The sequence below is a fragment of the Streptomyces lasiicapitis genome (assembly GCF_014646335.1).
Classification (GTDB): Bacteria; Actinomycetota; Actinomycetes; order Streptomycetales; family Streptomycetaceae; genus Streptomyces; species Streptomyces lasiicapitis.
In genome coordinates this window covers 176,719-202,531 of sequence record NZ_BMNG01000001.1, presented here as the reverse complement: position 1 = coordinate 202,531, position 25,813 = coordinate 176,719, and the positions used below count along the sequence as shown (strand labels likewise).

Annotated in this window: 22 protein-coding genes; 10 read left to right on the top strand and 12 right to left on the bottom strand. The window is 70.7% G+C overall.

The window, feature by feature from the left end:
- Window positions 1–32: 32 nt before the first annotated feature.
- Window positions 33–998, bottom strand: a complete 966-nt coding sequence (locus IEY91_RS00905; protein ID WP_164320760.1) for an ABC transporter substrate-binding protein — start codon at window positions 996–998, stop codon at window positions 33–35.
- A gap of 564 nt (window positions 999–1,562) precedes the next feature.
- Here IEY91_RS00905 and IEY91_RS00900 point away from each other — a divergent pair.
- The 4 genes from IEY91_RS00900 (at window position 1,563) to IEY91_RS00885 (ending at window position 4,770) form a co-directional block, all read left to right on the top strand.
- Window positions 1,563–2,801 carry an NAD(P)-dependent malic enzyme gene (locus IEY91_RS00900; RefSeq protein ID WP_164320758.1) on the top strand — a complete coding sequence of 413 codons (1,239 nt, stop codon included), beginning with the start codon at window positions 1,563–1,565 and terminating at the stop codon, window positions 2,799–2,801.
- Window positions 2,802–2,948: 147 nt separating this feature from the next.
- Window positions 2,949–3,911: a zinc-binding dehydrogenase gene (locus IEY91_RS00895; RefSeq protein WP_189172461.1), complete on the top strand. Its 963-nt coding sequence runs from the start codon at window positions 2,949–2,951 to the stop codon at window positions 3,909–3,911.
- Window positions 3,912–4,000: 89 nt separating this feature from the next.
- The gene (locus IEY91_RS00890) at window positions 4,001–4,210 is read left to right on the top strand and encodes a helix-turn-helix domain-containing protein (protein ID WP_164320753.1); all 210 of its coding nucleotides are present in this window, start codon (window positions 4,001–4,003) and stop codon (window positions 4,208–4,210) included.
- Window positions 4,210–4,770, top strand: coding sequence for a Clp protease N-terminal domain-containing protein (locus IEY91_RS00885; RefSeq protein WP_189172460.1), 561 nt, complete (start codon window positions 4,210–4,212; stop codon window positions 4,768–4,770). Before IEY91_RS00890 ends, IEY91_RS00885 begins: the two co-directional genes overlap by 1 nt.
- A 299-nt stretch (window positions 4,771–5,069) precedes the next feature.
- On the opposite strand, the gene IEY91_RS00880 is transcribed toward IEY91_RS00885, so the two are convergent.
- Complete coding sequence (locus tag IEY91_RS00880; protein ID WP_189172459.1) at window positions 5,070–6,200, bottom strand: PadR family transcriptional regulator; 1,131 nt, start codon at window positions 6,198–6,200, stop codon at window positions 5,070–5,072.
- 1 nt (window position 6,201) lies between these two features.
- Window positions 6,202–7,185, bottom strand: coding sequence for a DUF4097 family beta strand repeat-containing protein (locus IEY91_RS00875; RefSeq protein WP_189172458.1), 984 nt, complete (start codon window positions 7,183–7,185; stop codon window positions 6,202–6,204).
- A 161-nt stretch (window positions 7,186–7,346) separates the two neighbouring features.
- Between IEY91_RS00875 and IEY91_RS00870 the strand changes: the two genes are divergently transcribed.
- Window positions 7,347–8,228 (top strand): hypothetical protein, encoded by an 882-nt coding sequence (locus tag IEY91_RS00870; protein ID WP_229696611.1) that lies wholly within the window; start codon window positions 7,347–7,349, stop codon window positions 8,226–8,228.
- Between the two features lie 121 nt (window positions 8,229–8,349).
- On the opposite strand, the gene IEY91_RS00865 is transcribed toward IEY91_RS00870, so the two are convergent.
- Window positions 8,350–8,979 carry a TetR/AcrR family transcriptional regulator gene (locus tag IEY91_RS00865; RefSeq protein ID WP_189172457.1) on the bottom strand — a complete coding sequence of 210 codons (630 nt, stop codon included), beginning with the start codon at window positions 8,977–8,979 and terminating at the stop codon, window positions 8,350–8,352.
- A gap of 140 nt (window positions 8,980–9,119) precedes the next feature.
- On the opposite strand from IEY91_RS00865, the gene IEY91_RS00860 reads away from it, so the two are divergent.
- Entirely contained in the window at window positions 9,120–10,034 is a 915-nt protein-coding gene (locus IEY91_RS00860) for a TIGR03620 family F420-dependent LLM class oxidoreductase (protein WP_189172456.1), read from the top strand.
- A gap of 25 nt (window positions 10,035–10,059) precedes the next feature.
- On the opposite strand, the gene erm is transcribed toward IEY91_RS00860, so the two are convergent.
- The 6 genes from erm to IEY91_RS00830 form a co-directional block, all read right to left on the bottom strand.
- The gene (gene erm, locus IEY91_RS00855; protein WP_189172455.1) at window positions 10,060–10,842 is read right to left on the bottom strand and encodes a 23S ribosomal RNA methyltransferase Erm; all 783 of its coding nucleotides are present in this window, start codon (window positions 10,840–10,842) and stop codon (window positions 10,060–10,062) included.
- Between the two features lie 327 nt (window positions 10,843–11,169).
- The gene (locus IEY91_RS00850; protein ID WP_003961784.1) at window positions 11,170–11,352 is read right to left on the bottom strand and encodes a DUF6104 family protein; all 183 of its coding nucleotides are present in this window, start codon (window positions 11,350–11,352) and stop codon (window positions 11,170–11,172) included.
- Window positions 11,353–11,512: 160 nt separating this feature from the next.
- Window positions 11,513–15,298, bottom strand: coding sequence for a multifunctional oxoglutarate decarboxylase/oxoglutarate dehydrogenase thiamine pyrophosphate-binding subunit/dihydrolipoyllysine-residue succinyltransferase subunit (locus IEY91_RS00845; RefSeq protein WP_189172454.1), 3,786 nt, complete (start codon window positions 15,296–15,298; stop codon window positions 11,513–11,515).
- Between the two features lie 309 nt (window positions 15,299–15,607).
- Window positions 15,608–16,828: a HAMP domain-containing sensor histidine kinase gene (locus tag IEY91_RS00840; RefSeq protein ID WP_229696610.1), complete on the bottom strand. Its 1,221-nt coding sequence runs from the start codon at window positions 16,826–16,828 to the stop codon at window positions 15,608–15,610.
- Window positions 16,825–17,565 carry a response regulator transcription factor gene (locus tag IEY91_RS00835; RefSeq protein WP_016641312.1) on the bottom strand — a complete coding sequence of 247 codons (741 nt, stop codon included), beginning with the start codon at window positions 17,563–17,565 and terminating at the stop codon, window positions 16,825–16,827. The genes IEY91_RS00840 and IEY91_RS00835 overlap by 4 nt, the downstream gene beginning before the upstream one ends.
- 66 nt (window positions 17,566–17,631) lie before the next feature.
- Window positions 17,632–18,336, bottom strand: coding sequence for a spermidine synthase family protein (locus IEY91_RS00830; protein ID WP_189172453.1), 705 nt, complete (start codon window positions 18,334–18,336; stop codon window positions 17,632–17,634).
- A 342-nt stretch (window positions 18,337–18,678) separates the two neighbouring features.
- Here IEY91_RS00830 and IEY91_RS00825 point away from each other — a divergent pair, with 342 nt between their 5' ends.
- From IEY91_RS00825 to IEY91_RS00815, 3 genes are all read left to right on the top strand, one after another.
- A complete protein-coding gene (locus IEY91_RS00825) occupies window positions 18,679–19,614 on the top strand; it encodes a rhomboid-like protein (protein ID WP_306309845.1) in 936 nt (311 codons plus the stop codon).
- Window positions 19,615–19,788: 174 nt separating this feature from the next.
- Complete coding sequence (locus IEY91_RS00820) at window positions 19,789–20,193, top strand: PadR family transcriptional regulator (protein WP_229696609.1); 405 nt, start codon at window positions 19,789–19,791, stop codon at window positions 20,191–20,193.
- Window positions 20,194–20,228: 35 nt separating this feature from the next.
- Entirely contained in the window at window positions 20,229–20,921 is a 693-nt protein-coding gene (locus IEY91_RS00815) for a hypothetical protein (protein ID WP_189172452.1), read from the top strand.
- A 367-nt stretch (window positions 20,922–21,288) separates the two neighbouring features.
- Here IEY91_RS00815 and IEY91_RS00810 read toward each other — a convergent pair whose 3' ends face one another.
- Entirely contained in the window at window positions 21,289–22,002 is a 714-nt protein-coding gene (locus IEY91_RS00810) for a GNAT family N-acetyltransferase (RefSeq protein ID WP_189172451.1), read from the bottom strand.
- A 185-nt stretch (window positions 22,003–22,187) separates the two neighbouring features.
- On the opposite strand from IEY91_RS00810, the gene lon reads away from it, so the two are divergent.
- A complete protein-coding gene (gene lon / locus IEY91_RS00805; RefSeq protein ID WP_189172450.1) occupies window positions 22,188–24,632 on the top strand; it encodes an endopeptidase La in 2,445 nt (814 codons plus the stop codon).
- Window positions 24,633–24,736: 104 nt separating this feature from the next.
- Here the strand turns inward: lon and IEY91_RS00800 are convergent, their stop codons facing one another.
- Complete coding sequence (locus IEY91_RS00800; protein ID WP_164320728.1) at window positions 24,737–25,582, bottom strand: lysozyme; 846 nt, start codon at window positions 25,580–25,582, stop codon at window positions 24,737–24,739.
- Between the last annotated feature and the right edge of the window lie 231 nt (window positions 25,583–25,813).

Sequence of the window (25,813 nt, the reverse complement as noted above, 5' to 3'; positions counted from 1 at the left end):
TGGCCTTTCAGCGACGAGATGACGAGACGCGGTCACTTGCCGCCGTTGATCTTGGCTTCCTTGACTGCGCCGGCGTCGACGCCCCACTTCTTGATGATCTTCTCGTACTGCTTCGTCGCGATGATCGCGTCAAGCGCGGACTTGATCGCGTCGCGCAGCTTGGGGTTGTTCTTGGAGACCGCGATGCCGTACGGAGCGGCCTCGACCTGCTCGCCCACCAGCTGGAAGTCCTTGCCGCCGCCGGAGGTCTTCACCGCGTACGCCGCGACCGGGAAGTCCGAGGAGCCCGCGTCCGCGCCGCCGGAGCGCAGCCGGGTCTGGGCCTGCTGGTCGTTGTCGTACGACTCGATGGAGATCTTCTTGCCGCCCCCGCACTTCTTCGACTCGGCCTTGGCCAGGTCGTGCGAGACGGTGCCGCGCTGGACCACGATCTTCTTGCCGCAGAGGTCCGCCCAGGTCTTGATGCCCTGGTCGTCGCCCTTCTTGGTGTAGATCGAGACACCGGCGGTGAAGTAGTCGACGAAGTCGACACCCGTGCCGACCTTCTTGCCGGTCTCCTCGTCGATGCCCTCCTGACGGTTCTTGGTGTCCGTCATGGCCGACATGGCGATGTCGTAACGCTTGGAGCGCAGACCGCCGAGGAGCGTGTCGAAGGTGCCGTTGTCGAACTCGAATCGGACGCCGAGCTGCTTGCCGAGCGCGTCGGCGATGTCCGGGTCGATACCGACCGTCTTGCCGCCCTTGTCCTTGAATTCGACCGGCGGGTAGGCGATGTCGGAGCCGACCTTGATGACGCCCTTGTTGCGGATGTTCGCGGGCAGCTGGTCGGCGAGCGGGGCGTCGACGACCTTGTCGCCGCCGCCCTCCTTCTTGTTGTCCGTCTGGTCGCCGCAGCCGGTGAGCAGCAGCGAGCCGGCGACCGCGATCGCGCCGACAGCGACGATCCGGGACTTCGCGGACTTCGCGGCGGTCGTGCGACAAGTGGTGCCTGCGGTCATAGTGGTCCTCCGGCGGATGGGGGAGTAGCCATGCGGTCGTGCACACACCTTCGGGTGTCGCGACCTCGTGTGATGAGGCATCTTGCCATTCGGACTGCCCGATACTGGGGGCTGGAGATGTCAAAATCGGATAACGGGCGATCCGCAAACCCCAACAGGCCGGTGCGGGCCGGTCATTGGCGCACCGGGGCGAACAGCCGCCAACCGCTCGAAAACCACCCAATCTCGCTATGCGGACTGCCGGGTCGGTCTTTTCCTAATAATACGGACATTTTGCCCCTGGGGCCTGCTAGATACTTGCTGTTCACATCGGTCTGACACAGATATGGCTCGTCGGCGGTCGGAAGCATCCGGTAGAAAAGACGGTTACACCCCTCATCCGGGGCCCAGGGCACGTGTGCGGCGTGCCCGCGCGTTCGTACGTACCTCCCGTACCGCTCCGCCGACAGGCGGGGAGCCGACGGCCGACAGGCCCGAGGCCGCAACACGGACGCGGTTCCCGCCCCACTTCTGCACCAGGAAGTGGACCACCCTCAACCATGAAGAATTAAGGGGTCAGACAAAGTGGCAGCGGAGATCGTCAATCCTCGCAGCGACAGCAGCGGCAGCCGTGGTGCGAGCGGCACAACCGGTCACGAAGGCACGGATGAGCCCTTCGATCCGGCGTTCGCGCTCCACCGCGGCGGCAAGATGGCCGTCCAGGCGACCGTCCCGGTGCGCGACAAGGACGACCTGTCCCTGGCGTACACGCCGGGCGTCGCGAAGGTGTGCAGCGCCATCGCCGAGCAGCCCGAGCTCGTCCACGACTACACGTGGAAGTCGAACGTCGTCGCCGTCGTCACTGACGGCACCGCCGTGCTCGGCCTCGGCGACATCGGCCCGGAGGCCTCGCTCCCCGTCATGGAGGGCAAGGCCATTCTCTTCAAGCAGTTCGGCGGGGTCGACGCGGTGCCCATCGCGCTCGCCACGACCGATGTCGACGAGATCATCGACACCGTGGTGCGGCTCGCGCCGTCCTTTGGCGGCGTGAACCTCGAGGACATCTCCGCGCCGCGCTGCTTCGAGATCGAGCGGCGGCTCCAGGAGCGGCTCGACATTCCCGTCTTCCACGACGACCAGCACGGCACGGCCGTCGTGACCCTTGCCGCGCTGCGCAACGCCGCGCGGCTGACCGGGCGCACTCTCGGCGACCTGCGGGCCGTCATCTCCGGCGCGGGCGCGGCGGGCGTGGCCATCGCGAAGTTCCTGCTCGAAGCGGGGCTCGGCGATGTCGCGGTCGCGGACCGCAAGGGTGTCGTGTCCCGGGACCGGGACGACCTCACGCCGGTCAAGCGGGAGCTCGCCGAGCTCACCAACAAGGCCGGGCTCAGCGGCTCGCTCGAATCCGCCCTGGCCGGCGCGGACGTCTTCATCGGCGTCTCCGGCGGTACGGTGCCCGAGCCGGCGGTCGCCTCGATGGCGCCGAACTCGTTCGTGTTCGCCATGGCCAACCCGAACCCCGAGGTGCACCCCGACATCGCCCACAAGTACGCCGCCGTGGTGGCGACCGGGCGCTCGGACTACCCGAACCAGATCAACAACGTGCTCGCGTTCCCCGGGATCTTCGCCGGGGCGCTGCAGGTGCGGGCCTCTCGGATCACCGAGGGCATGAAGATCGCTGCGGCTGACGCGCTCGCGGATGTCGTGGGGGAGGCGTTGTCCGCCGACTACGTGATTCCCTCGCCGTTCGACGAGCGGGTTGCTCCGGCCGTCACGGCGGCTGTTGCGGCGGCCGCGAGGGCTGAAGGGGTTGCTCGGCGCTAGGCCTTGGCGGGGCCCCGTCGCCGGGTGGGTTCGGTGGCGGGGCTTTGTCTTTCCTGCTGGTCGGTGGCGGGCGCGGGTCTGGGCGCGGTGTGGGTCACACCGGTGTGGCGTTCCGGAGGCCCAGGGGCCAGGCATATCGTCGGCGCCATGTTCGCTGCCTACGCCGCCCGAATCGACCCCGACCAGCCCCTCGCCGGCCTGGAACTGGGTGACCGCCCCGCCCCCGAATCCCGCCCCGGCTGGTCGACCGTGAACGTCAAGGCCGCCTCCCTCAACCACCACGACCTCTGGTCCCTGCGCGGGGTCGGCCTCGACGAGGACAAGCTCCCGATGATCCTCGGCTGCGACGCGGCCGGCGTCGACGAGGACGGCAACGAGGTCGTCCTGCACTCCGTCATCGGTCAGTCCGGCCACGGCGTCGGCCCCCGCGAGCGCCGCTCCATCCTCACCGAGAAGTACCAGGGCACCTTCGCCGAACAGGTCGCCGTCCCCACCTGGAACATCCTCCCCAAGCCCCGCGAACTCTCCTTCGCCGAGGCCGCCTGCCTCCCCACGGCCTGGCTCACCGCGTACCGCATGCTCTTCACCAACGCCGGCGTACGTCCCGGAGACTCCGTCCTCGTCCAGGGCGCGGGCGGCGGCGTCGCCACCGCCGCGATCGTGCTCGGCAAGGCCGCAGGACTGAAGGTCTTCGCCACCAGCCGCGACGAGGCCAAGCGCAAGCGGGCCCTCGAACTGGGCGCGGTCGAGGCCCTGCCGTCCGGAGCCCGGCTGCCCCAGCGCGTCGACGCCGTCATCGAGACCGTCGGCGCCGCCACCTGGTCCCACTCGATCAAGTCGCTCCGCCCCGGCGGCACCCTCGTCATCTCCGGCGCCACCAGCGGCGACCGCCCTTCCCACGCCGAGCTGACCCGCGTCTACTTCCTGGAGCTGAAGATCGTCGGCTCCACCATGGGCTCCAAGGACGAACTGGAGGACCTGCTGTCGTTCTGCGCCACCACCGGCGTACGCCCCGTCATCGACGAGGTGCTCCCCCTGGAGCGCGCCCGAGAGGGCTTCGAGCGCCTGGAGGCGGGCGACCAGTTCGGCAAGATCGTGCTGACGGTCTGACCGTCTGCCTTCCGCGGCGAGGTGCCGTTCGCTCCACCCCTGTCAACTAAGGTTGACAGGGGTGGAGGTGTCAACGTACGTTGACATGCATGACCGAAGCAACGGATCTCGCCGAGCGTGCGGGTGACCGCGATCCACGAGTGGGACTGCGAGCCGTCACCGCGCTGCGGCGCCTGGCGGAGCAGCTCGAGGCCGTGCAGGTGCGCAGCGCGCGCCAGCAGGGCTGGTCGTGGCAGGAGATCGCCGCGGAACTCGGCGTGAGCAGGCAGGCCGTGCACAAGAAGTACGGGAGGCAGTGATGTTCGAACGCTTCACCAAGGGCGCCCGGGACGTGGTCACGGGCGCCGTCGAGCAGTCCGAACGGGCCGGCGCCGACTCCATCGACGACGGGCACCTCCTGCTCGCCCTCCTCGACCGCGAGGGCACTCGCGCCTCCTTCGCCCTCGCCGCCCTCGGTGCCGACCGCCGCCGCGAGGACATCGTCCTGGCGCTGGCCGAGGCGCGGCGCCGGGGCGGGCTCACCCAGGCGGAAACCGAGGCCCTCGCCGGGCTCGGCATCGACGTCGAGGAAATCGTCTCCCGCGTCGAACAAACCCATGGCGCCGGGGCGTTGGCGGGCGTCGGCGCCCGGCGCGAACGCAAGGGCATCGGCGCCTGGATCGGTCACCGCGGCTTCACCCCGGGCGCCAAGGACATCCTGGAGCGCGCCCTCCGCATCGCCACGGCCCGCCGCGACCGCAGCATCGGCGACGAACACATCCTCCTCGCCCTGACGACCCGCCCCGGCGTGACAGCGGAGGTCCTGGCAGACCACGGCGTGACCCGGCTGACGGTCGAACGCGTCCTGTACCAGGGCTAGTTCTGGGACGCGACTGCTCGTCGGCGCGGGGGCGGCGAGCTGCCTTCCGGTGCGGGAGCGACCTGTTCTCCAGCGCGGGGAGTTACCCGTTTTCCGGCCCCGTGAGGCAACTCCGCCCACTGGTCCGGCAGAGATGTCACCTTCCAGCCGGGCGACGAGCCCACCTTCCAGCCAAGTTGGGCTCACATGCCAGCCCCGGGGCCGTCCACCAGCGGTGCATCCCGCCCCGCCCCACCCCCGAGCCCGGTCGCCCGAACGGCCCAGGCCCACGGCAACCGAGGCGGGGGTGGCGGCGACCGTCAGGACTTGGGGGACTCGGGTGACTTGGGGGCGTCGGGGGACCGCAGCGTCGCGCTGATGTGGGCCGCGGCCTCCGAGAGGTGGCGGCGGGCGTCGCGCAGCTGGTCCTCCGTCACCCCGTGGTCGCGGGCCGCGTCGCGGATGTCGTCGCGGAAGCGGTCCAGGAGGCGGTCCAGGTCGCGCGCGGGCTCGCCGGTGGACTCCTCGTGCGCCCAGTCCGGGACGTACTCCACGGGCACCTCGTCGCGCTCGGCCGTGAACACAGGGCCCGGACCGAACGCGTCGTCCTTGGACTCCTCGTCCCTCGACGTCTTCGACGCCTTGTCCGACGTGCCGAAGCCGAAGTCCACCCCGAAGTCCTTGCCGAACTCCTTCCCGAAGTCGCCGAATTCCTTCGCCAGCTCGGACAGGCCCTCACGGACGCCCGTCGGCCAGTCGCCCCGCGCGAAGTGGTCCTGCACCTGGTCCTGCACCCGCTTGGCCATGCGCTGCAACTCCTCCTGAGCCTGTGCCCGCACCTGCTCCTGCGCGTCCTTCGCCTGCCTGCGTGCCCGCTGCGCCTCCTCGCGGGCCCGGCGGCTCTCGTCCTTCGCCCGCCGCGCCTGCTCCTTCCACTCCTGCCGGGCGCGCCGGAACTCCTCCTTCGCCTGACGCCATCCGTCGCTGTCGGCCCAGGAGCTGTCGAAGAAGTCGGACGGGTTCGGGAAGCCGGAGCCGGAGCCCGAGCCGGACTTGCTCCCGGCGCGTGCTTCCTGCGCCGCCGCCCGCATCTCCCGGCGCAGCTCACCCGCCGCACCCTGCACGCCGTCCCGGATCTCGGCGGCGAGCCCCGCCACCGACTCGCGGATCTCCAGCTCCAGGTCGGCCAACTCGCCGCTGCGGTCGGCCAGTTCGGCGCGGCCCGCGTCGGTGATCGCGTACACCTTCCGGCCGCCCTCGGTGGTGTGCGTGACCAGGCCTTCCGCCTCCAGCTTGGCCAGGCGCGGATACACGGTGCCCGCCGAGGGGGCGTACAGACCCTGGAAGCGCTCCTCGAGGAGGCGGATCACCTCATAGCCGTGGCGCGGGGCCTCGTCCAGGAGCTTGAGCAGATACAGGCGCAGGCGGCCGTGGGCGAACACGGGAGGCATCTCAGAGCACCTTCTTGTCGGTCGGGCCGTCGGCGGCGTCCGCCTTCGGGGCGTCGGTGGGGGCGTCCTCGTCCGGGGCGCCGGTCGTGGCGGCGCCCGGAGGGATCGGGGGCGAGGGCGGGGAGTCCGCGGGCGGTGCGTCCTGCGGGGGCTCGTCCGCCCTGTACAGATCTTCCTCCACCGAGGGCTTGCGCAGGAGGGCGATCGAGCCGGAGATTGTCTTCGCCCGGAGCCGGCCGCCGCCCGAACCGAGCCTGCCGGTGATGTTCTTCGAGCCCCACTGGCCGGTGACCCGGAGGTCGTCGAAGTCGCTGGCGACCGTGCCGCTCGCGGTGTCCGCCGACACCTCCGCGTGCACCGGGTGGGGGAGGCGGACCGCGATCTCGCCCGAGATGCTTGTGAGTCCGACGTCGGCCGGGCGGGCGGACGGATCAAGGTCCACGATCATCGAGCCGCTCACGGATTCGGCCCGAACGGAGGACCCGGAGCCCTCGAAGACGGTCAGGTCGCCGGAGATCGAGTCGAACCGCAGGTCACCCGTGACGCCCTGGGCCTCGACATTGCCGGAGAAGGTCTCGGCCCGGACCGGGCCCGAGAGGCCGACGAGCGTCGTGTCGCCCGTGATGCCCCGCACCTCGGCGCCGCCCTCGATCCCGGAGACCACGGCGCTCGCCCCGATGACGCCCACCTCGACGCGGGTCCCGGTCGGCACGGTCAGCGAGACCACCGCGTTGCGGCGGGTGCCCGTGGGGTCGAGCCACTCCAGGAGGCCCTTCCACGGCAGGTCGTCATACGCGACGGACAAGGTGCCGTCGTGCTGCGTCACGATGAGAGGAGGGCCCGAAATCTCGGAGACCTCCAGTCTTGCCGAGTCCTCTTCTGTGCCTACGACATTGACCGTGCCGTTCACCACGCGGACGCGCAGTGTCCTCACGGGCTCGTCGAACGTCAGCTTCCTGGGCTCGGCGACGGACCACTCTGGCATGGTGGCAGACCTCCTTGAGCGGGTCGGACGCGACGCGCCATATCGCGTCTGTGTCATACACGATATATCGCGGATACGGAAAGTCAAGACCTATCTCTTCTCCGGGATCGGGCGGAGTCGATTTATGGGCCAAAAAACATGAATTGTCCTAGCGTGGAGCCATGCCGTCCGAGCCGTGGCCTTCCTCGCGAGCCCAGCGACCCTCTGATCCATCTGAACCTGCCAAGCCGGCCAAGCCTGCCGAGCCCGCAGAACCGGCCGGCGGTCCCGTCGGCGCGCTGCTGCTCTGCCGGGCCGGGGCGGACTCGGTCGAGGCGGTCGCCCAGCTCCTGCGTGAGCGCATGCTGCTCGGGCCCGCGGGCGACGAGTGGAGCGTGCTCGTACCCGAGGGGAAGCCCTGGCTGCACGGCGGCGAGCCCGTCGACCGGGTGCTGACCGGCTGGGCCACCGCCCTCGCCGTCGGCTCGACGTGGCCGGTGCTCGCGCTGTGGTGGGACGCCGACCGTTCCGGCTACACGCTTGCGGCGGGCTTCCGGCGGACGGTCGGGTACGTGTGGCTGGCGAACGGGACCCCGGTCGGCGAGGACGAGGCGATGCGGACGTTCGCCGCGCGCCTGGGCCTGGACCCGGTGCTCGACATGCAGGCCCTGGACGCCCTGACCCGGCCCGACTCGGGAGCCGACGCGCGGGCCCGCATGCGGGGGCTCCTCGCGGTCCTCACCCGGGCGGGCGTCGACCTGCCTCCGGGCCTGAGGCCCGGCGAACCGGCCGACCGGCTGAGCGAGGCGGCCCAGGTGTGGGACGGCGTCCGCCAGGTCGAGTGGCCGGGCTGGCGGGACGCGGTCCGTGCGGAGCTGGACGCCGTGGAGCACGGCCCCTTCGCTCGCGCCCTGTCCGGTGCTCAGCTCGCGGCCGGGATCCCGCTCCTGCTCTGGTCCCTGCGCCGCCGCGGCCGCGGCTGGGCGGTGGCGGGAGCCGTGCTGGTCGTGCACGGGGCGCTGGGGCTGACGCGTGAGCGAGGAAGGGTGCGGGGCGAGGCGTGAGGCGGGACGTGCGCCCGGACTGCGAGGCCCCGACTGCGAGGCCCGGCTGTGAGTGCCCGGCTGTGAGTCCGGTCGCGCCTCCGACCGCGCAGGGAGGCCGCCCCGCTCGCGGGTGAACGGCTCAGCGGGCCTTCGTCGCGTCCAGGACCAGTCCGAGCAGCCGCTCCGCCTGCTCCGGGTCGTCCGATGATGCCTTTGACGCCTGCTTGTGCGGCGTGGACAGCGCGACCCCGACGACCAGTTGGAGCAGGTCGGCGGGGGCGAGGTCGCGGCGGGCGGCGCCGTGGTCCTGGGCCCGGGTGAGCAGTGCGCTCACCGCGTCGAGGATGCGCTGGTGGCAGTCGGTGCCGAGGGCGCCCGTCGTCTCCAGCTCCTGCAGCATCAGCGCGCCGCCGAGCCCCTGGTTCACGCGCGCGTGGTCGAGGAAGGCGTGCAGCCATTCCGCCAGGCCGTCACTCGCCGAGTCCGCCGACAGCAGGTCCCGCGCGCGGGTGCAGAGCGTGTCGATGCGGTCGTTGAGGACGGCCGCGAGCAGTTCGGGGCGGCCGGAGAAGTTCCGGTAGAGGGTGCCGGGGCCCACTCCCGCGCGGCGGGCGATCTCGTTCAACGATGCCTCGGGGCCCGCCTCCGCGAAGGTCTCTCGCGCGGCGGCGACGATGCGTTCGCGGTTGCGGACGGCGTCGGCCCGCGCGGGGCGGCCGACGGCCGGAGGTCGGCCATGGGGCTGCGGCTCGGCTGGAGGCTGGTTCATCTCTGCGTTCCCGGAGTCTTGGGTTCCCGAAGGAGCGAGGTCGGGTTCGGGGAGGGGGCTGGCTGTGCGGAGAAGTTCTCCGTATCGTACTCCGCAGGTATCCGGAGAACCTCTCCGGTAATCGGTGAGAGGCGTGGAGCATGAGTGACCTCCAGCGAGCCGGTGGGCTCGGGCGTGCGGGGATCTGGACCTTCGCCTTCGAGGGGCAGTCCGCGGGCCGGGTTGGCGAGGCCGCCGCGGAGATCGAGGAGTTGGGGTACGGGGCGCTCTGGTATGGCGAGGCGTTCGGGCGGGACTCGTTCGGCCAGGCATGGCTGCTGCTGTCCGCCACGCGGCGGCTCGTCGTCGCGTCCGGCATAGCCAACATCGCCTACCGCGAACCGCTCGCCACGGCCAACGCCGAGCGGACCCTGGGAGAGGCGTTCCCCGGGCGCTACGTCCTGGGGCTCGGCGGGCACCGGGTCGACGACACCGTCACGGAGGTGGACGGCTACCCGGTGCCCGTGCGCGGGAAGGCCGTCGCGACCATGCGGGGCTATCTGGACGCCATGGACTCGGCGCCCGCGCACGGCCCCGTGCCGGACCCCGCACCGCGCCGGGTCCTGGCCGCCCTCGGGCCGAAGATGCTGGAGCTCGCGGCCGAGCGCACCTGGGGCGCGCATCCGTACTTCGTCCCCGTGGAGCACACCGCGCGGGCACGGGACCTTCTGGGGCCCGACGCGTTCCTCGGAGTCGAGCAGGCCGTCGTACTCGACAGAGGCCGCGCGCGGGCCCGCGAGGTGGCCGTGGAGCACGTCGCCGGATACCTGCGGGCACCGCACCAGATCGCGAGCCTGCGCCGGCTCGGCTTCGGGGAGGAGGACACGACCGGCGCGCCCAGCAGCCGCCTCGTGGACGCGATCGTCGCCTACGGAGACATCGACGTGCTCCACGCGCGCGTGGCGGAGCATCTCGCGGCCGGAGCGGACCACGTGTGCGTACAGGTGCTGACGGCCGACCCGGGAGAGCTCCCGATGCGGCAGTGGCGGGAGCTGGCACCGGCCCTCACCGCCTGACCGGCACCCCCCCGCGCCCAGCCCTCTACCCCTGCCCTCCTCCCACCCGCATCCCGAACAGCTCCGCCCACTCCCCGGCGCCGAGGTCCTTGGGCAAGCGCGCAGCCCCGCCCCCGCTCCGCCGCACCCACTCCTGGATCCGGCGCCGGGGCAGGTCGGGGGCCGCCGAGGCGACGATCTGGGGGAGTCCCCGGCCCCGGCCGGTGAACACGCGGCGGACGAACTCCTGGTACTCCTCCCGCCGCGCGCCCGCCACCAACGGTCGCCGCCGGCGCGTGATCGTCAGCAGGCCGCCGTCGACGTTCGGGCGCGGCCGGAACGCCGTCGCGGGGACGCGGCCTTCGAGGCCGAACTCGTACCAGGGCCACCACTGGGCCGTCATCAGCGTCGCCCCGCCTACCCCGGCACGGCGGCGCGCGACCTCCCACTGCACGAGCAGGACGGCGTCGGTCCAGGCCGATGAGCGCAGGATGCGGCGCAGCATGGGCGTCGTCTCGTGGAAGGGCAGGTTGCCCACCAGGACGTGCGGCGCGGCCGGGGAGCGGAAGCGCAGGAAGTCTGCGGTGACGATGGACGTCGAGGGGCTCGTGCGCCGCCGTAGCCGCTCGGCCCTGCGGTGGTCGATCTCGATGCCCGTCAGGCGTCGGCCGAGCCTCTCCAGGGGGAGGGTCAGCGCACCGTCTCCGGTGCCGATCTCGACGATCGGGCCGTGGGTGCGGCCCACGAGGTCGACGAAGGTGCTGATGGTGCTGCGGTCGGTGAGGAAGTTCTGGCCGAACTCATGACGGCCATGGTGCTGCGTGCGCACTGGGTCTCCGCGGCTTCGAGGTGAGCCGGGCAGCACGAAGTGCCGCTCGGCGCTTACGCGTTGAAGCGGCGGGGCGTTCCTGCGTGAAGTGAGGTGGGCCCGCCGCTAGGCGCGGCGGATCCTCGTGATGGCGGCGGCTGCGAAGGCACACATGCGAGGCAGCGTAGACGGATGCAGGGCCTCCCCGGCAAGTGATTTTCCGGGGCGGGGTGTCCAGCGGTCTCCACCGTGGTCCTGAAACCGGAGTTCCCCCTACCGGCATCCTTCGGAGAGGCCGATTACCGGAAGAGGGCGACTACTGGAGAGGCCGGCCACCTGGGAAGCCGACTACTCGTCCTCGTCCTCGTCGTCCAGCCGTGCCAGCCACGTGGCGAGGCGCTCGACCGGGACCTCGAAGTCCGGGTTGAGGTCCACGAAGGTGCGGAGCTGCTCGGCGAGCCACTCGAAGGTGACTTCCTCCTCGCCGCGCCGCTTCTCCAGCTCCTCGATGCCACGGTCGGTGAAGTACAACTCTTGCTCCTGGTGCGGACGGGACCCGGGCCGGCGGCCGGGGCGGGTTTGCGACCGTTTCATCGTACGGCCGTACGCCGGTGGGCCCGGCCCCCAAGTCCCGTACCAGGACTCGGGGCCGGGCCCACCCGACGTACCGAACTGTGCGAACAGCCGCGGACTAGGCCGTGAAGACCTCGTTCAGGAGCTGCTCCTGCTCCTGCTCGTGGCGCTTCTTGGAGCCGACCGCCGGGGACGAGCCGTGCGGGCGCGAGATGCGCCGCAGCCGCTCGTCGTGCGGGATGTCGGCGCCGACGGCCAGGTCCAGGTGGTCGATCAGGTTGAGGGCGATGAAGGGCCACGCGCCCTGGTTCGCCGGCTCCTCCTGGGCCCACAGGTACTTCTCGGCGTTCGGGAACTTGGCGATCTCCGCCTGGAGCTCGGCACCCGGCAGCGGGTACAGCCGCTCGATGCGGATGATCGCCGTGTCCGTGACACCGCGCTTCTGCCGCTCGGCCTCGAGCTCGTAGTAGAGCTTGCCCGCGCAGAAGACGACCTTGCGGACGGCGTTGACGTCCACCGAGTCGTCGCCGATGACGGGGCGGAAGCCGCCCGTCGTGAACTCCTCCGTCTTGGAGGCCGCGGCCTTGAGGCGCAGCATCCACTTCGGGGTGAAGACCACCAGCGGCTTGTGGTGCGGGTTGTGCACCTGCCACCGCAGGAGGTGGAAGTAGTTCGACGGGAGGGTCGGCATCGCGACCGTCATGTTGTTCTGCGCGCAGAGCTGCAGGAAGCGCTCCGGGCGGGCCGACGAGTGGTCGGGGCCCTGGCCTTCGTAGCCGTGTGGCAGCAGCAGGGTGACGCCGGACGTCTGGCCCCACTTCTGCTCGGCCGACGAGATGAACTCGTCCACGACCGTCTGCGCGCCGTTGACGAAGTCGCCGAACTGCGCCTCCCACATCACGAGGGACTCGGGACGCGCCAGGGAGTAGCCGTACTCGAAGCCCATGGCCGCGTACTCGGAGAGCAGCGAGTCGTAGGCGTTGAAGCGGGCCTGGTCCTCGGAGAGGTACAGCAGCGGCGTGTAGTCGTCGCCCGTGTTGCGGTCGATGAGGACCGCGTGGCGCTGGCCGAACGTGCCGCGGCGCGAGTCCTGGCCCGCCAGGCGGACCGGGGTGCCCTCCAGGAGGAGGGAGCCGATGGCGAGGGTCTCGCCCATGCCCCAGTCGATCGTGCCGTCCTCGACCATGGCCGCGCGGCGCTGCAGCTGCGGCAGCAGACGCGGGTGCACGGTGACGTGGTCGGGGATGTTGACCTGGGACTCGGCGATGCGCTTGACGACTTCCTGGGTGATCGCCGTGTTGACGGTCACCGGGAACTCGGCCTGCGGCTCGGGGATCTCCGCCGGGGCGGGCTGCGAGGTGGCCTCACGGACCTCCGTGAAGACCTTCTCCAGCTGGCCCTGGTAGTCCTGGAGGGCCTGCTCGGCCTCTTCCAGGGTGATGTCGCCGCGGCCGATCAGGGACTCGGTGTAGAGCTTGCGGACCGAGCGCTTCTTGTCGATCAGGTCGTACATCAGCGGCTGCGTGAACGCCGGGTTGTCGGACTCGTTGTGTCCGCGGCGGCGGTAGCAGATCAGGTCGATGACGACGTCCTTGTTGAACGCCTGGCGGAACTCGAAGGCGAGCCGCGCGACACGGACGACGGCCTCGGGGTCGTCGCCGTTCACGTGGAAGATCGGCGCCTCGATCATCCGGGCCACGTCCGTGGAGTACATCGACGAACGCGAGGACTCCGGAGCGGCCGTGAAGCCGACCTGGTTGTTGATGACGACGTGGACCGTGCCGCCGGTGCGGTAGCCCCGCAGCTGCGACATGTTCAGGGTCTCCGCGACGACGCCCTGGCCCGCGAAGGCCGCGTCTCCGTGGAGGGCGACCGGCAGGACCGTGAAGTCCGTGCCGCCCTTGTTGATGATGTCCTGCTTGGCGCGGGCGATGCCCTCGAGGACCGGGTCGACCGCCTCCAGGTGGGAGGGGTTGGCGGCCAGGGAGACCTTGATCTGCTCGCCGTCCAGGCCCGTGAAGGTGCCCTCGGCGCCCAGGTGGTACTTGACGTCTCCGGAGCCGTGCATCGACTTCGGGTCGAGGTTGCCCTCGAACTCACGGAAGATCTGCGCGTACGACTTGCCGACGATGTTCGCGAGGACGTTCAGGCGGCCGCGGTGGGCCATGCCGATGACGACCTCGTCCAGGCGGGACTCGGCCGCGCTGTCGATGACCGCGTCCAGGAGCGGGATGACGGACTCGCCGCCCTCCAGGGAGAAGCGCTTCTGGCCGACGTACTTCGTCTGCAGGAAGGTCTCGAAGGCCTCCGCGGCGTTCAGCCGGCGCAGGATGCGCAGCTGCTCCTCGCGCTCCGGCTTGGAGGCGTGCTGGCGCTCGATGCGGTCCTGGAGCCACTTGCGCTGCTTCGGGTCCTGGATGTGCATGAACTCGACGCCGGTGGTGCGGCAGTACGAGTCGCGCAGGACGCCGAGGACGTCGCGGAGCTTCATCATCGACTTGCCGGCGAAGCCGCCGACGGCGAACTCGCGCTCCAGGTCCCAGAGCGTGAGGCCGTGCTCGGTGATGTCCAGGTCCGGGTGCTTGCGCTGCTTGTACTCCAGCGGGTCCGTGTCGGCCATGACGTGGCCGCGGACGCGGTAGGAGTGGATCAGCTCGAAGACCCGGGCGGCCTTGGTGACGTCGTCGTCGTGGCTGGCGTCGATGTCCTTGAGCCAGCGGACCGGCTCGTAGGGGATGCGCAGCGCTTCGAAGATCTCGTCGAAGAAGCCGCTCTCCCCGAGGAGGAGGTTCGCGACGATGCGCAGGAACTCGCCGGACGCCGCACCCTGGATCACGCGGTGGTCGTACGTCGAGGTCAGCGTCATGACCTTGGAGATGCCCAGCTTGTTCAGGGTGTCCTGGGAGGTGCCCTGGAACTCCGCCGGGTAGTCCATCGAGCCGACGCCCATGATGACCGACTGGCCGGGCATCAGGCGCGGCACGGAGTGGACCGTGCCGAGGCCGCCGGGGTTGGTCAGGGAGACCGTGACGCCGGTGAAGTCGTCCATGCCGAGCTTGCCGTCGCGGGCGCGCCGGACGATGTCCTCGTAGGCCTGCCAGAACTCGAAGAAGTTCAGGGTCTCGGCCTTCTTGATGCCCGCCACGACCAGCTGGCGGTCGCCGTTGGGCTTCACCAGGTCGATGGCCAGGCCGAAGTTGATGTGCTCCGGCTTGACCAGCGTCGGCTTGCCGTCCTTCTCCGCGAAGGAGTAGTTCATCGACGGCATGGCCTTGATGGCCTGCACCATCGCGTACCCGATGAGGTGCGTGAAGGAGATCTTCCCGCCGCGGGCGCGCTTGAGGTGGTTGTTGATGACGATGCGGTTGTCGAACAGCAGCTTCACCGGGACGGCGCGCACGGACGTGGCCGTGGGCACCTCCAGGGAGGCGTTCATGTTCTTCGCCACGGCCGCGGAGGGGCCGCGCAGCGGGACGTACTCGGGCCCCGTCGACTCCTTGGCGGGCTCCGCCTTCGCGGGCGCGGCCGTGGCGGCTGCGGGCTTCGCGGTGGCGGGCTTGGCGGCGGGGGCCGGAGCCTTCGCGACGGGCGCGGCCGTGGCGGCCGCTGGCGGCGCCGTGGCGGGCTTCGCGGCGGCCGGGGCGGGGGACGTGGTGGACGCGGCCCCCGCGGCCGCGTCACCCGCCGGCTTGGCCGGGGCGGAGGCAACGCCTGCGCCTACTCCCGGCTTGTAGTCGGCGAAGAAGTCCCACCAGGCACGGTCGACCGAATTCGGGTCCTGGAGGTACTGCTGATAGATCTCGTCGACGAGCCACTCATTGGGACCGAACGCGGCAGCAGGGTTCTTGCCCTGCGCTTCTTGGTCGGTCGTGGTGCTCGAGTTACTGGGGGACTGTGGCGACACGGCGGCAACCGCCCTCTTCCGCTTCACAAGGTGATGGACAGCGGAAATAAAGGCTACGCCTCCATCGACGCACAGTGCAGACCGGGCCGGTCATCCGTCGCGTAAGTCACACTGGAAAGCTGGTTTCGGGGCTGTAAATGGCGGGAAACAAGCGAAGTTTGCCTATGACAGTGCACCGCGTGGAGCCCTGGTGGGGACGTCTGTGCACGTCCTGGACACGCCTCGGGTGCGTCGACACGCGGTCGCGGCCCGTCCGGCGCGCGGTGCGCGCGCCCGGAGAGCGCTTCCGCTTCGAACCTTACGTCAACTTCAGTCTTCGGGCAGGCCCGGAAGGGTGACCTGAATTCGGCAGCCCCGGGCCGATTCGGCCACACCGATGTGCCCGCCGTGCAGATCCACCGCCCAGCGCGCGATCGCGAGGCCGAGCCCCGTGCCGCCGTCGCTCCCCGGCGGGACGCCGGCGTGCGCGCCGCGGTTGAAGCGCTCGAAGACGCGGTGCCACTCCGACTCCGGAATGCCGGGGCCCTCGTCGAGGACCTCCAGGTCCAGGGACTCGGGATACAGGCCCCTCCGGGCACGCACCGTCACGCGGCCGTGGGGCGGGCTGTGTTTGACCGCGTTGTCGATGAGGTTGGCGACGACCTGGTGCAGGCGCTCGGCGTCCGCGTGGGCCGTCAGCTCCGGCGGGGAGACGTCCAGGTGCAGATGGACGTCCGTACGCGTGTGACTGCCGGAACCGGACGTCATCCCCTTGCGCGCGGAGGCCACCATGTTGGCCTCCTTCAGGACGCCCGACAGATAGGGCCACACTTCGAAGCGGCGTGCCCTGAGGGGTACGACTCCGTTGTCGAGGCGGGACAGGTCGAGCAGGGTCTCCACCAGTCGGCCCAGGCGCTCGGTCTGCTTCAGGGCCGTACGCATCGTCTCCGGGTCGGCCGCCGAGACGCCGTCGACGACGTTCTCCAGGACGGCGCGCAGCGCGGCGATGGGGGTGCGCAGCTCGTGCGAGACGTTGGCGACCAGCTCCTTGCGCTGCTGGTCCTGCGCCTCCAGGTCGTCGGCCATGCGATTGATCGTCATGGCCACGTCGCCCAGTTCGTCGCGGCGGTCGGCCCCGCGCACGCGGCGCGTGTAGTCGCCGTGCGAGACCGCGCGGGCCACCGAGTTCATCTCGTCCAGCGGCGCCGTGAGGCTGTGGGCCACGAACTGCGTGATCAGCAGGGTGGCGATCACGGAGAAGACGGTGATGAAGCGGAGCTCGGTCTCGGTCTCCATGGCCACCATCAGCAGCCCCGTGGTGATGAAGACCGAGACGACGACCAGGGTGCCGAGCTTCGTCTTGATGGAGAACGGCCTGACGCCCTCGAAGGGCCCGTTCAGGCCGATGCTGCCGCCCCGGTCGCAGCGCCACTTCCGGGCCCGCTCCGCGGCGCTCTCCGCCGCGGCGCCCGGCGTGCCGTGGGCACTGCCCGGTGTGCCGCTCAGGGCGCCGCGAGCCGTGCCGTCGGCGGCGCCGGGGTCCGCCGTCATGGCGTCGGGGTCTCCAGGGCGTACCCGACCCCGTGGACCGTACGGATGCGCTCAGCTCCGATCTTGCGGCGCAGCGCCTTGATGTGACTGTCGACCGTGCGGGTGCCGGACGCGTCGGCCCAGTCCCACACCTCGGCTAGCAGCTGCTCGCGCGAGAGCACCGCGCGCGGGGTGTTCGCCAGGCACACCAGGAGGTCGAATTCCGTGGGTGTCAGGTGTACGTCCTCGCTGCGCACCCGCACACGCCGCTGCGCGTGGTCGATCTCCAGCTCGCCAAGGCGCAGGATGCCGCTGCGCGGTGTCGTGGCCGCGAGCGCGGCCCGCTCGACCCGGCGCAGCAGCACGTGCACGCGCGCGGCGAGTTCCCGCATCGAGAACGGCTTGGTCATGTAGTCGTCGGCGCCGACGCCAAGCCCGACCAGCATGTCCGTCTCGTCGTCCCGCGCGGTGAGCATCAGCACCGGCACCGGCCGCTGGGCCTGCACGCGACGGCAGACCTCCAGGCCGTCGAAACCCGGCAGCATGATGTCGAGGATCAACAGATCCGGCTGCCATGCCTGCGCGGTGTCCACTGCCGCCGGGCCGTCCGCCGCCGTTTGCACGACGAAACCCTCGGCGCGCAGCCGGGCGGCGATGGCGTCGACGATCGTCGGGTCGTCCTCGACCACCAGAACCCGGCGCTGGGCGCCCGGCATCGCTGCCGTGGCGCTGTTGTGGGAGGTGTGTGTCTGCTCCATCGCCCCGCCCCTGACGTGATCGCTTGGTGTCCGGTCAGCAGAGTACGGGGCGTGAAGGCCCCTCGGCTACGCAGCCCTTGCCGCGAGATGAACCACGTCCGGTACGCCCCGGGCAACGGGGATCTCTTCCGTACGTACCTGCTGGAACCCGGCATTCCGTAGAGCGGAGTCGAAAGCGGATGACGGCTGCGCCGACCACACGGCGAGCACGCCGCCGGGGTTCAGGCGGGCCTGGCAGGCGGCGAGGCCAGTGGGGGAATAGAGGCTTTCGTTGTCCTGTGTGACGGTCCAGTCGGGGCCGTTGTCGATGTCGAGGCACAGGGCGTCGTACGTGACGGGCGCGCCGTTGGCGCCTGCGAATGAGCCGTTGACATATGCGACCAGGTCGGCGTGCAGGATCTCCGTGCGCGGGTCGGCGAGGGCTGTCCGGGAGAGCTCCGAGAGTGGTCCTTCGAGGTGCCAGTCGATGATGGCCTGCTCGCGCTCGACCACGGTGATGCGGCTCCAACGGGGGTCGGCGGCCGCGTGGGCGAGGGAGAAACCGACCCCCAGGCCGCCGATGAGGACGCTCGGCCGCGGCCGCCCGTTGAGGGCGTCGTACGCGGCATCCACAAGGAGACGCTCCGAGCGGCCGTCGGAGGTGTCCATCAGGAATGTGCCGTTGGCAATGATCTGCAGCAGGTCTCCGTGGCGTCGCAGCACGACTTCGCCGTGAGGGCCTTCGCGCCGGTCGAGAACCACGGGGGGATCGGATCGGTACGGGGTGTGCATCTGCCCATCTTCCTGTCGTCCGGAATGGGTGTGGAGACTACGGAGCGTGTGGTTTTGCGGGACGCCGAGGAATGGTGTGGGGTTGCTGTGGGTTCCTGTGAATCGCGTCTCACGTGGCGTCGGTCATAGACAGCGCGGGAACGATCGGTGAAGCGTGATCCGTGATCTATCCGTAATGGAAGGTCCGTGAAGCCGTGATGGAGGGAGCGCCTCAGCGTGAACCGGTCTGTGCGGGTTTCTGGCGGGGGCGCCGTCGCGGGGGCGGAGGGTTCGTCCCGGGGTGCGGTGACCAGTGGGATCGAGGCTGGAGTGCGTGATGCTCTGGGCGGTGAGACTGCTCCTGTGACGGGTGATGTCGTGGCCGTCGGGGCGGGGGCCGCGGTGCTCGACGCCGTGGCCGCCGGGTCGGGGGTCGCGACGCTCGACGGGGTGCCCAGTCAGGCGGGCAGGCGCGCGTCGGGGGCGCCCGAGGTGGAGGCTCGGCGCGGGATCGCCATGTTGGAGCCGGTCGCCGTGGAGTCGCTGGTCGATGGCTCGTTCGCTGAGGGGTCCTTCGCGGGCGGCGTCGGTGGCGGCGCGGCCGGGGCGGGTGCGGCCGGGGCGGGTGCGGCCGGTGTCCGCGACGTGCGGGTTCGGGTGTGGGCCGGGTTGCGGGGGCTGCGGCCCTGGCGGCTGCTGCCCTCGCCGACCGGGACGCCCTTCACCTTCGGCTACGCCCTCATCCTCCTCGCGACCTCGCTCCTCGCCGAGCACGCGGACCCCTCCCTCGTCTCCTCGCTGCACCAGGGTTCGAGCACGGACGTGGCGCACCTCGCGGACCGTCCGGTCTTCGTCCTCGTCGCCAGCGCGCTGTGGATCGCGGGCGGCATCGCGTCGCCGTACGCCATCGGGTTCGTCCTTGTCCTCACCGCGCTGGAACGCCGCATCGGCGGAGTGCGTACGGCGGGTGTCTTCCTGCTCGGGCACATGGTCGCCACGCTGGCCACCGAGGTGCCGGTCGGGCTCTCGGTCCTCGCCGGCCACCTCCCCGGCAGCTCCCTGCACCGTCTCGACTACGGCATAAGTTTCGGCGTCGCCGCGAGCGTCGGCGCGCTGGCCGGGTTGCTCAAGCCCTGGCTGGGCTGGGCCGTCCTCGCGGGGTTCGGCTGGATGCTCGTCACGGATCTCGTCGCCTTCACCGACCCGATGACCAACTGGGGGCACCTGCTCGCGCTCGCTGTGGGCGTGGCGACGTGGCCGCTGCTGCGGGGCCGAGGGGTGGGCGGCGCGGCTGCGTAGGCCTTGAGCAGGTCTGAGCAGGTCTGAGCAGGCCCGTGTTGGTCCGCGCAGGCCGTGCGCCGGGGGCTTCCCGCCCCGCCCTTCCTCACCCTGTCCTGCCGCGAAGTGGGCGGAATCTGAGCCTCCGCATAAAACCCTTGCGGCGCAAGGTACTTCCTGACTATCTTGTACCGCATGACAAAGCAACTGGCCGCGGCGCATGACCAGCGGCGCAGCCAGCTGCTGCGCGGGGTGCTCGACCTGTGCCTGCTCGCGCTCATCGGCGAACGGCCTCGGTATGGCTATGAGTTCGTGGAGGCCCTCACCGAGAGCGGCCTCGACCTGGTGAGCGAGGGCAGCATCTACCCCCTGCTCGCCCGCATGGAGCGAGCCGGGCTGGTCGATTCCTACCGCGCGCCGTCCGCGGCGGGAGGCGCGCCGCGCAAGTACTACCGCCTGACCGACGCGGGCGCGGCCGAGCTGGCCGCGGGCCGTGCCACCTGGAGCACCTTCACGACGGCGGTCTCCAAGACCTTGCGCGAGGAGCAGGGGGAGCAGGTCGGGCGGGATGAGCGGGACGGGCGGGACGAGGACGAGTAGGACGCACGAGACGGCGACACGGGGGGACAGGCGACATGAGGCACCAGATGGTCGGCGACGGCAAGATCAGCGAGATCGCAGCGGCCCGCGACGGCGGGGTCGACGCCCAGGAGGCCGACGGTACGGCAGTCGACGGTAAGGCGGCTGACGGCAGTGCGGCTGACACGGCGGAACGCGCCCGCGTTCTGGCGGTCTGCCGGAGCAACTGGGAGTACAGAGGCATCGACGACGCCTCCATGCGCGAGATGCTGGCCGAGCTCTCCGCGCACCTGGACGAGGCCGCCGCCGCGGGCCGCTCGGCGCGGGACGTGGTCGGCGCGGACGTGAAGGCGTTCGCCGCGTCTTGGGCCCGGGCCCGCGCGCCCCTGCACCAGCGGGTGCTTCGGATGGCGGCGCTGGTCCCGTTCGTCCTCGGCTCGGTGCTGCTCATCATGCATCTGCTGGACCGGACGCTGGCCCTGTCCGTTGAGCCGTCGCGCCTGGCGTCCTACGCGGTGATAGTGGCGGGCACAGTCATCCTGGAGATACGGCGTGGAGCCCTCGGCTTCAGAGGGTGGCTGCTCATGGGCCTGGTAGGCGCGGCCATTGCCCTGCTCACCGCGTGGCTCGCGGGCGACGACACGCTCTTCCGGCTACCGCTGTGGGGAACCCTGCTCCTGATGGTGCCCGGACTGCCGTACGCCTACGCGGACACCCGCGCGAGAAAGATACGGGCGGCGGCCGCGTAGGTCGGGAGCGATCGGTAAGGCGGTCGCCAAGTCGGCGGTGAACGCCCGGCCGACCGTCGGTGCCCACGCCCGGCCGACCGTCGGCGCTCACGTCCAGCGGCCGTCGATACCCACGTCCGGAAGGCCACCGGCGCCACGCCCAGCTGGCTGAGCGTGCCCACCGGGCCGTAGGTGCCGAACGAGCGGCAAGTGCCGAGCGGGCCGCAAGTGCTGAGCAGGCCGCAAGTGTCGAGCGAGTCGCAACTGCCGACGGGACGCAGACACTGGGCTGTCACAGGCGTAGAGCGGTCGCAGGGTGTCGAGCGCTCGCAGACGCCGAGCGCTCGCAGGCACCCAGCGGGCCGCCCGCTCAGGTCCTCGCTTCTCCCTACGCCCCTACTTCGCCTTCCTCTGCTTCCTCCTCCACCGACTTCCGTCGCGCGCTCGTCAGTTCCGCGATCACCTGCCACCCCAGTGACTCGTACAGGGCTCGTCCGTCCGGTGTCCCCGCCAGGACGCCGGTCTCCACGCCCTGTTCGACGGCCGCGACGGTGAGGGCGCGCATGACGAGGCTGCCCAGGCCCTTGCGGCGGTGCTGCGGTGAGGTCTCGATCTGGTCGGCGACCGCGGTGCGGCCGGTCGGTGCGATCTGGCCGCGGGCGGCCCAGGAGCCGTCGGCGGTGGTGACCATCGTGCGGATCACGCCGCCGCGCGCCCAGGTGCGGAGCCGGTAGCCGTCAGGGGCGGTCAGTCGGTGTGGGGCGACGGGGGTGAGGGGGACGGTCATCAGGTAGCCGGGTTCAGGGTCCAGCCACCATTCGGGGCCGAGCCAGGGGGTGACGCGGTCCGGGTGGTCGAAGACCTTCAGCCACACGTTCGCACCGGTCACCGACGTGGCGACCTTGCGTACGTCCGCCTCCTGGACGCCCGTGCCGGTGGCGCCGAGGACGTGCCTCGTCGGGTGGTTGGCCTGGCCGACGTCGACGGTGAAGCCCCACGGCTCCACCGCCGGCGGGGCGGCGCCGCGTGAGACGACCCAGCCGTCGACCCAGGCACGTACGACGTCGCTGCCCGCTGTCGGGGATCCCTCTGTGCCGTGCATGGAGCAACCCTTCAGCTTCGGGTGATGACCAGTAGGTAATGAGTGCTGGCGGCAAGTGAACCTTACGGAGAGGGGATTTCGCGATGGGGGGCGTGATCGCTGACAGCGAACAGGTCCGGGGGAACATTCGGGGGCTCACAAGCATTGAGTCGGTATAGCTCAACTTGAATGCCGAAGGGGAGATCATGGCTGCTGAGTCCACGGCTAACACACTGCTCGCTCTGCCCGTGCTGCCGCTCGATGACGAGGTCGTGCTGCCCGGCATGGTGGTGCCGTTCGACCTGTCCGATGCCGAGGTGCGGGCCGCGGTGGAGGCCGCCCAGGCCGCCGCGCGGTCCAGTGGTAGCGGTAGCAAGCCCAAGGTGCTGCTTGTTCCGCGGATCGACGGGACGTATGCGGGGATGGGAGTGCTGGGCACCGTCGAGCAGGTCGGCCGGCTGGCGGACGGAGACCCGGGCGCGTTGATCCGTGCTCGTGGGCGGGTGCGCATCGGTGCGGGTACGACCGGGCCCGGCGCGGCGTTGTGGGTGGAGGGCGCGCAGGTCGAGGAGACCGTGCCGGAGCCCCTGCCCGGGGCGACCGCCGAGCTGGTCAAGGAGTACAAGGCGCTGGCCACGAGCTGGCTGAAGAAGCGTGGCGCGTGGCAGGTCGTCGACCGCGTGCAGCAGATCGACGACGTCTCCGCGCTCGCGGACAACTCCGGGTACTCGCCGTTCCTCACCAGCGAGCAGAAGATCCAGCTCCTGGAGACCGAGGACCCGACGGCACGCCTGAAGCTGGCCACCGAGCAGTTGCGGGAGCACCTGGCCGAGCAGGACGTGGCCGAGTCCATCGCCAAGGACGTGCAGGAGGGTGTGGACAAGCAGCAGCGCGAGTTCCTGCTGCGGCGGCAGTTGGAGGCGGTGCGCAAGGAGCTGCGTGAGCTCAACGGTCAGGAGGGCGAGGAGGAGTCCGACGACTACCGCGCCCGGGTGGAGGCCGCGGACCTGCCGGAGAACGTGCGGGAAGCGGCACTGAAGGAAGTCGAGAAGCTGGAGCGCGCGAGCGACCAGTCGCCCGAGGGTTCCTGGATCCGCACCTGGCTCGACACGGTGCTCGAACTGCCGTGGACCGAGCGAACCGATGACAGTGCTTCCGCGTACGACATCAAGGGCGCCCAGGAGATCCTCGACGCCGAGCACGCGGGCCTGCAGGACGTGAAGGAGCGCATCACCGAGTACCTGGCGGTGCGCAAGCGGCGCTCGGACCGGGGGATGGGTGTCGTGGGCGGACGGCGCGGTGGCGCGGTGCTCGCCCTGGTCGGCCCGCCCGGTGTGGGCAAGACGTCGCTGGGGGAGTCCGTGGCGCATGCCATGGGGCGCAAGTTCGTGCGGGTCGCGCTCGGTGGTGTGCGGGACGAGGCGGAGATCCGGGGGCACCGGCGTACGTACGTGGGTGCGTTGCCGGGGCGCATCGTGCGGGCGATCAAGGAGGCGGGTTCCATGAACCCCGTCGTCCTGCTCGACGAGATCGACAAGGTGGGTTCGGACTTCCGGGGCGATCCGGCGGCCGCGCTGCTCGAGGTGCTCGACCCGGCGCAGAACCACACCTTCCGCGACCACTACCTGGAAGTCGAACTCGACCTGAGCGACGTGGTGTTCCTGGCGACGGCCAATGTGCTCGAAGCCATTCCGGAGGCGCTGCTCGACCGCATGGAGCTGGTCAGGCTGGACGGGTACACGGAGGACGAGAAGGTCGTCATCGCCCGTGACCACCTGCTGCCGCGCCAGTTGGAGCGGGCTGGGCTCGGCGACGGCGAGGTGACGATCGGCGAGGGCGCGCTGCGCAAGCTGGCGGGGGAGTACACCCGCGAGGCAGGCGTGCGCAACCTGGAGCGGTCCGTCGCGCGGTTGCTGCGCAAGGTCGCGGCGCAGCACGAACTGGGCGAGCGCGAGCTGCCGTTCACGGTCGGCGCGGACGATCTGCGCGGGCTGATCGGGCGGCCGCACCACGTCCCCGAGTCCGCGCAGGACCCGGCCGAGCGGCGCACCGCGGTGCCCGGTGTGGCCACGGGGCTCGCGGTGACCGGAGCGGGCGGCGACGTGTTGTACGTCGAGGCCTCGCTGGCCGACCCGGAGACGGGTGCGTCGGGTCTCACGCTCACCGGGCAGCTCGGTGACGTCATGAAGGAGTCCGCGCAGATCGCGCTCTCGTTCCTGCGCTCGCACGGCGCCGAACTGGAGCTGCCGGTCGGCGACTTGAAGGACCGGGGCGCACACATCCACTTCCCGGCGGGTGCGGTGCCCAAGGACGGTCCGAGTGCGGGTGTCACGATGACGACGGCGCTCGCGTCGCTGCTCAGCGGGCGACTGGTGCGTACGGACGTGGCGATGACCGGTGAGGTGTCGCTGACCGGGCGGGTGCTGCCCATCGGCGGCGTCAAGCAGAAGCTGCTCGCCGCGCACCGCGCCGGGATCACCACGGTGGTGATCCCCAAGCGGAACGAGCCGGATCTGGACGACGTCCCGGCCGAGGTCCTGGAGAAGCTGGACGTGCACGCGGTGACGGACGTCCGGCAGGTCCTGGAGCTGGCGCTCGCACCGGCGTCGGCTTCGGCCTCGACGGAGGTCAAGGTTCCGGCTGCGGCGTGACGAAGGTTCCCGCCGCGGCGTGACGGGCGTGGTGGGGAGATGAAGGCCCGGGATCCGCAGGGATCCCGGGCCTTGCCGTACTCAAGGGGCCGTCGGCCCGGGGATCAGCCGTTGGCCAGGGCCTGCACCCGGTCGTAGGCGCCGTTGAACTTGTTGTGGTCCCCGACGATCGGGCCGGTCGAGGTGTACTGCCACATGGTGTGGAAGCCCCAGCCGGCCGGGAGTTCGCCGGGGCTGGTGTTGTAGCGCGCGATCCACAGGGGGTTGGTGGAGCCGAAGCCGCCGTAGTTGCCCGTGCACTGCTTCCACCAGCTGGTGGCCGTGTAGATCACCGCGTCGCGCCCGGTGCGCGCCCGGTAGGTGTTCAGGAAGTCCTGGATCCAGGCGACCATCGCGCTCTGGGACTTGCCGAAGCAGGCGGCGCCGTAGGGGTTCCATTCGATGTCGAGGGCGCCGGGCAGGGTCTTGCCGTCGCGGGACCAGCCGCCGCCGTTGCTCGCGAAGTAGTTGGCCTGGGCGGCGCCGCTGGAGGTGTCGGGGGTGGCGAAGTGGTAGGCGCCGCGGATCATGCCGACGTTGTACGAGCCGTTGTACTGCTGGGCGAAGTAGGGGTTCTTGTACGAGGTGGACTCCGTGGCCTTGACGTAGGCCCACCGCACGCCGCTGTTCCACAGGGCCTGCCAGTTGACGTTGCCCTGGTGGCTGCTGACGTCGACGCCCTCGGTCTGGGCGGCGTCGCCGCCGCTGGGCCGGCCGCCCTGGCCGTCGTGCTCGACGACGCCGATGCCCATGCGGGCGGAGCCGCGCTGCGGTACATCGTCACGGCCACCGTCGGCCGCCTGAGCGGCGCCGGGCAGGGTGATCAGGAGAGCGAGGGCGGAGAGGACGGCGAGGAGAATGCCGGCCGCGGGGTTTCCGCGACGGGCCGTACCGGGTCTGTGCACGGGCATGGCGCGCCTCCGAAAGGCCTCGTTGGAGTTCGTGCGCCGGTGCGCCGTGCCGTACGTGTGGCTCACGGTTCCCACGTCGTAGGGCGGGCGCGCGGGGCGTACGGGACTCGGTGGGGGGACCTGTCGACATGCTGCTGGTGTGAACATGTCATCAAGAACGCTACGCACGTAGACCGCGAAAGGGGAAGAGGTGCTCGTGCCCGCCGTTGGTCTACGCCTGCGAAATACTGG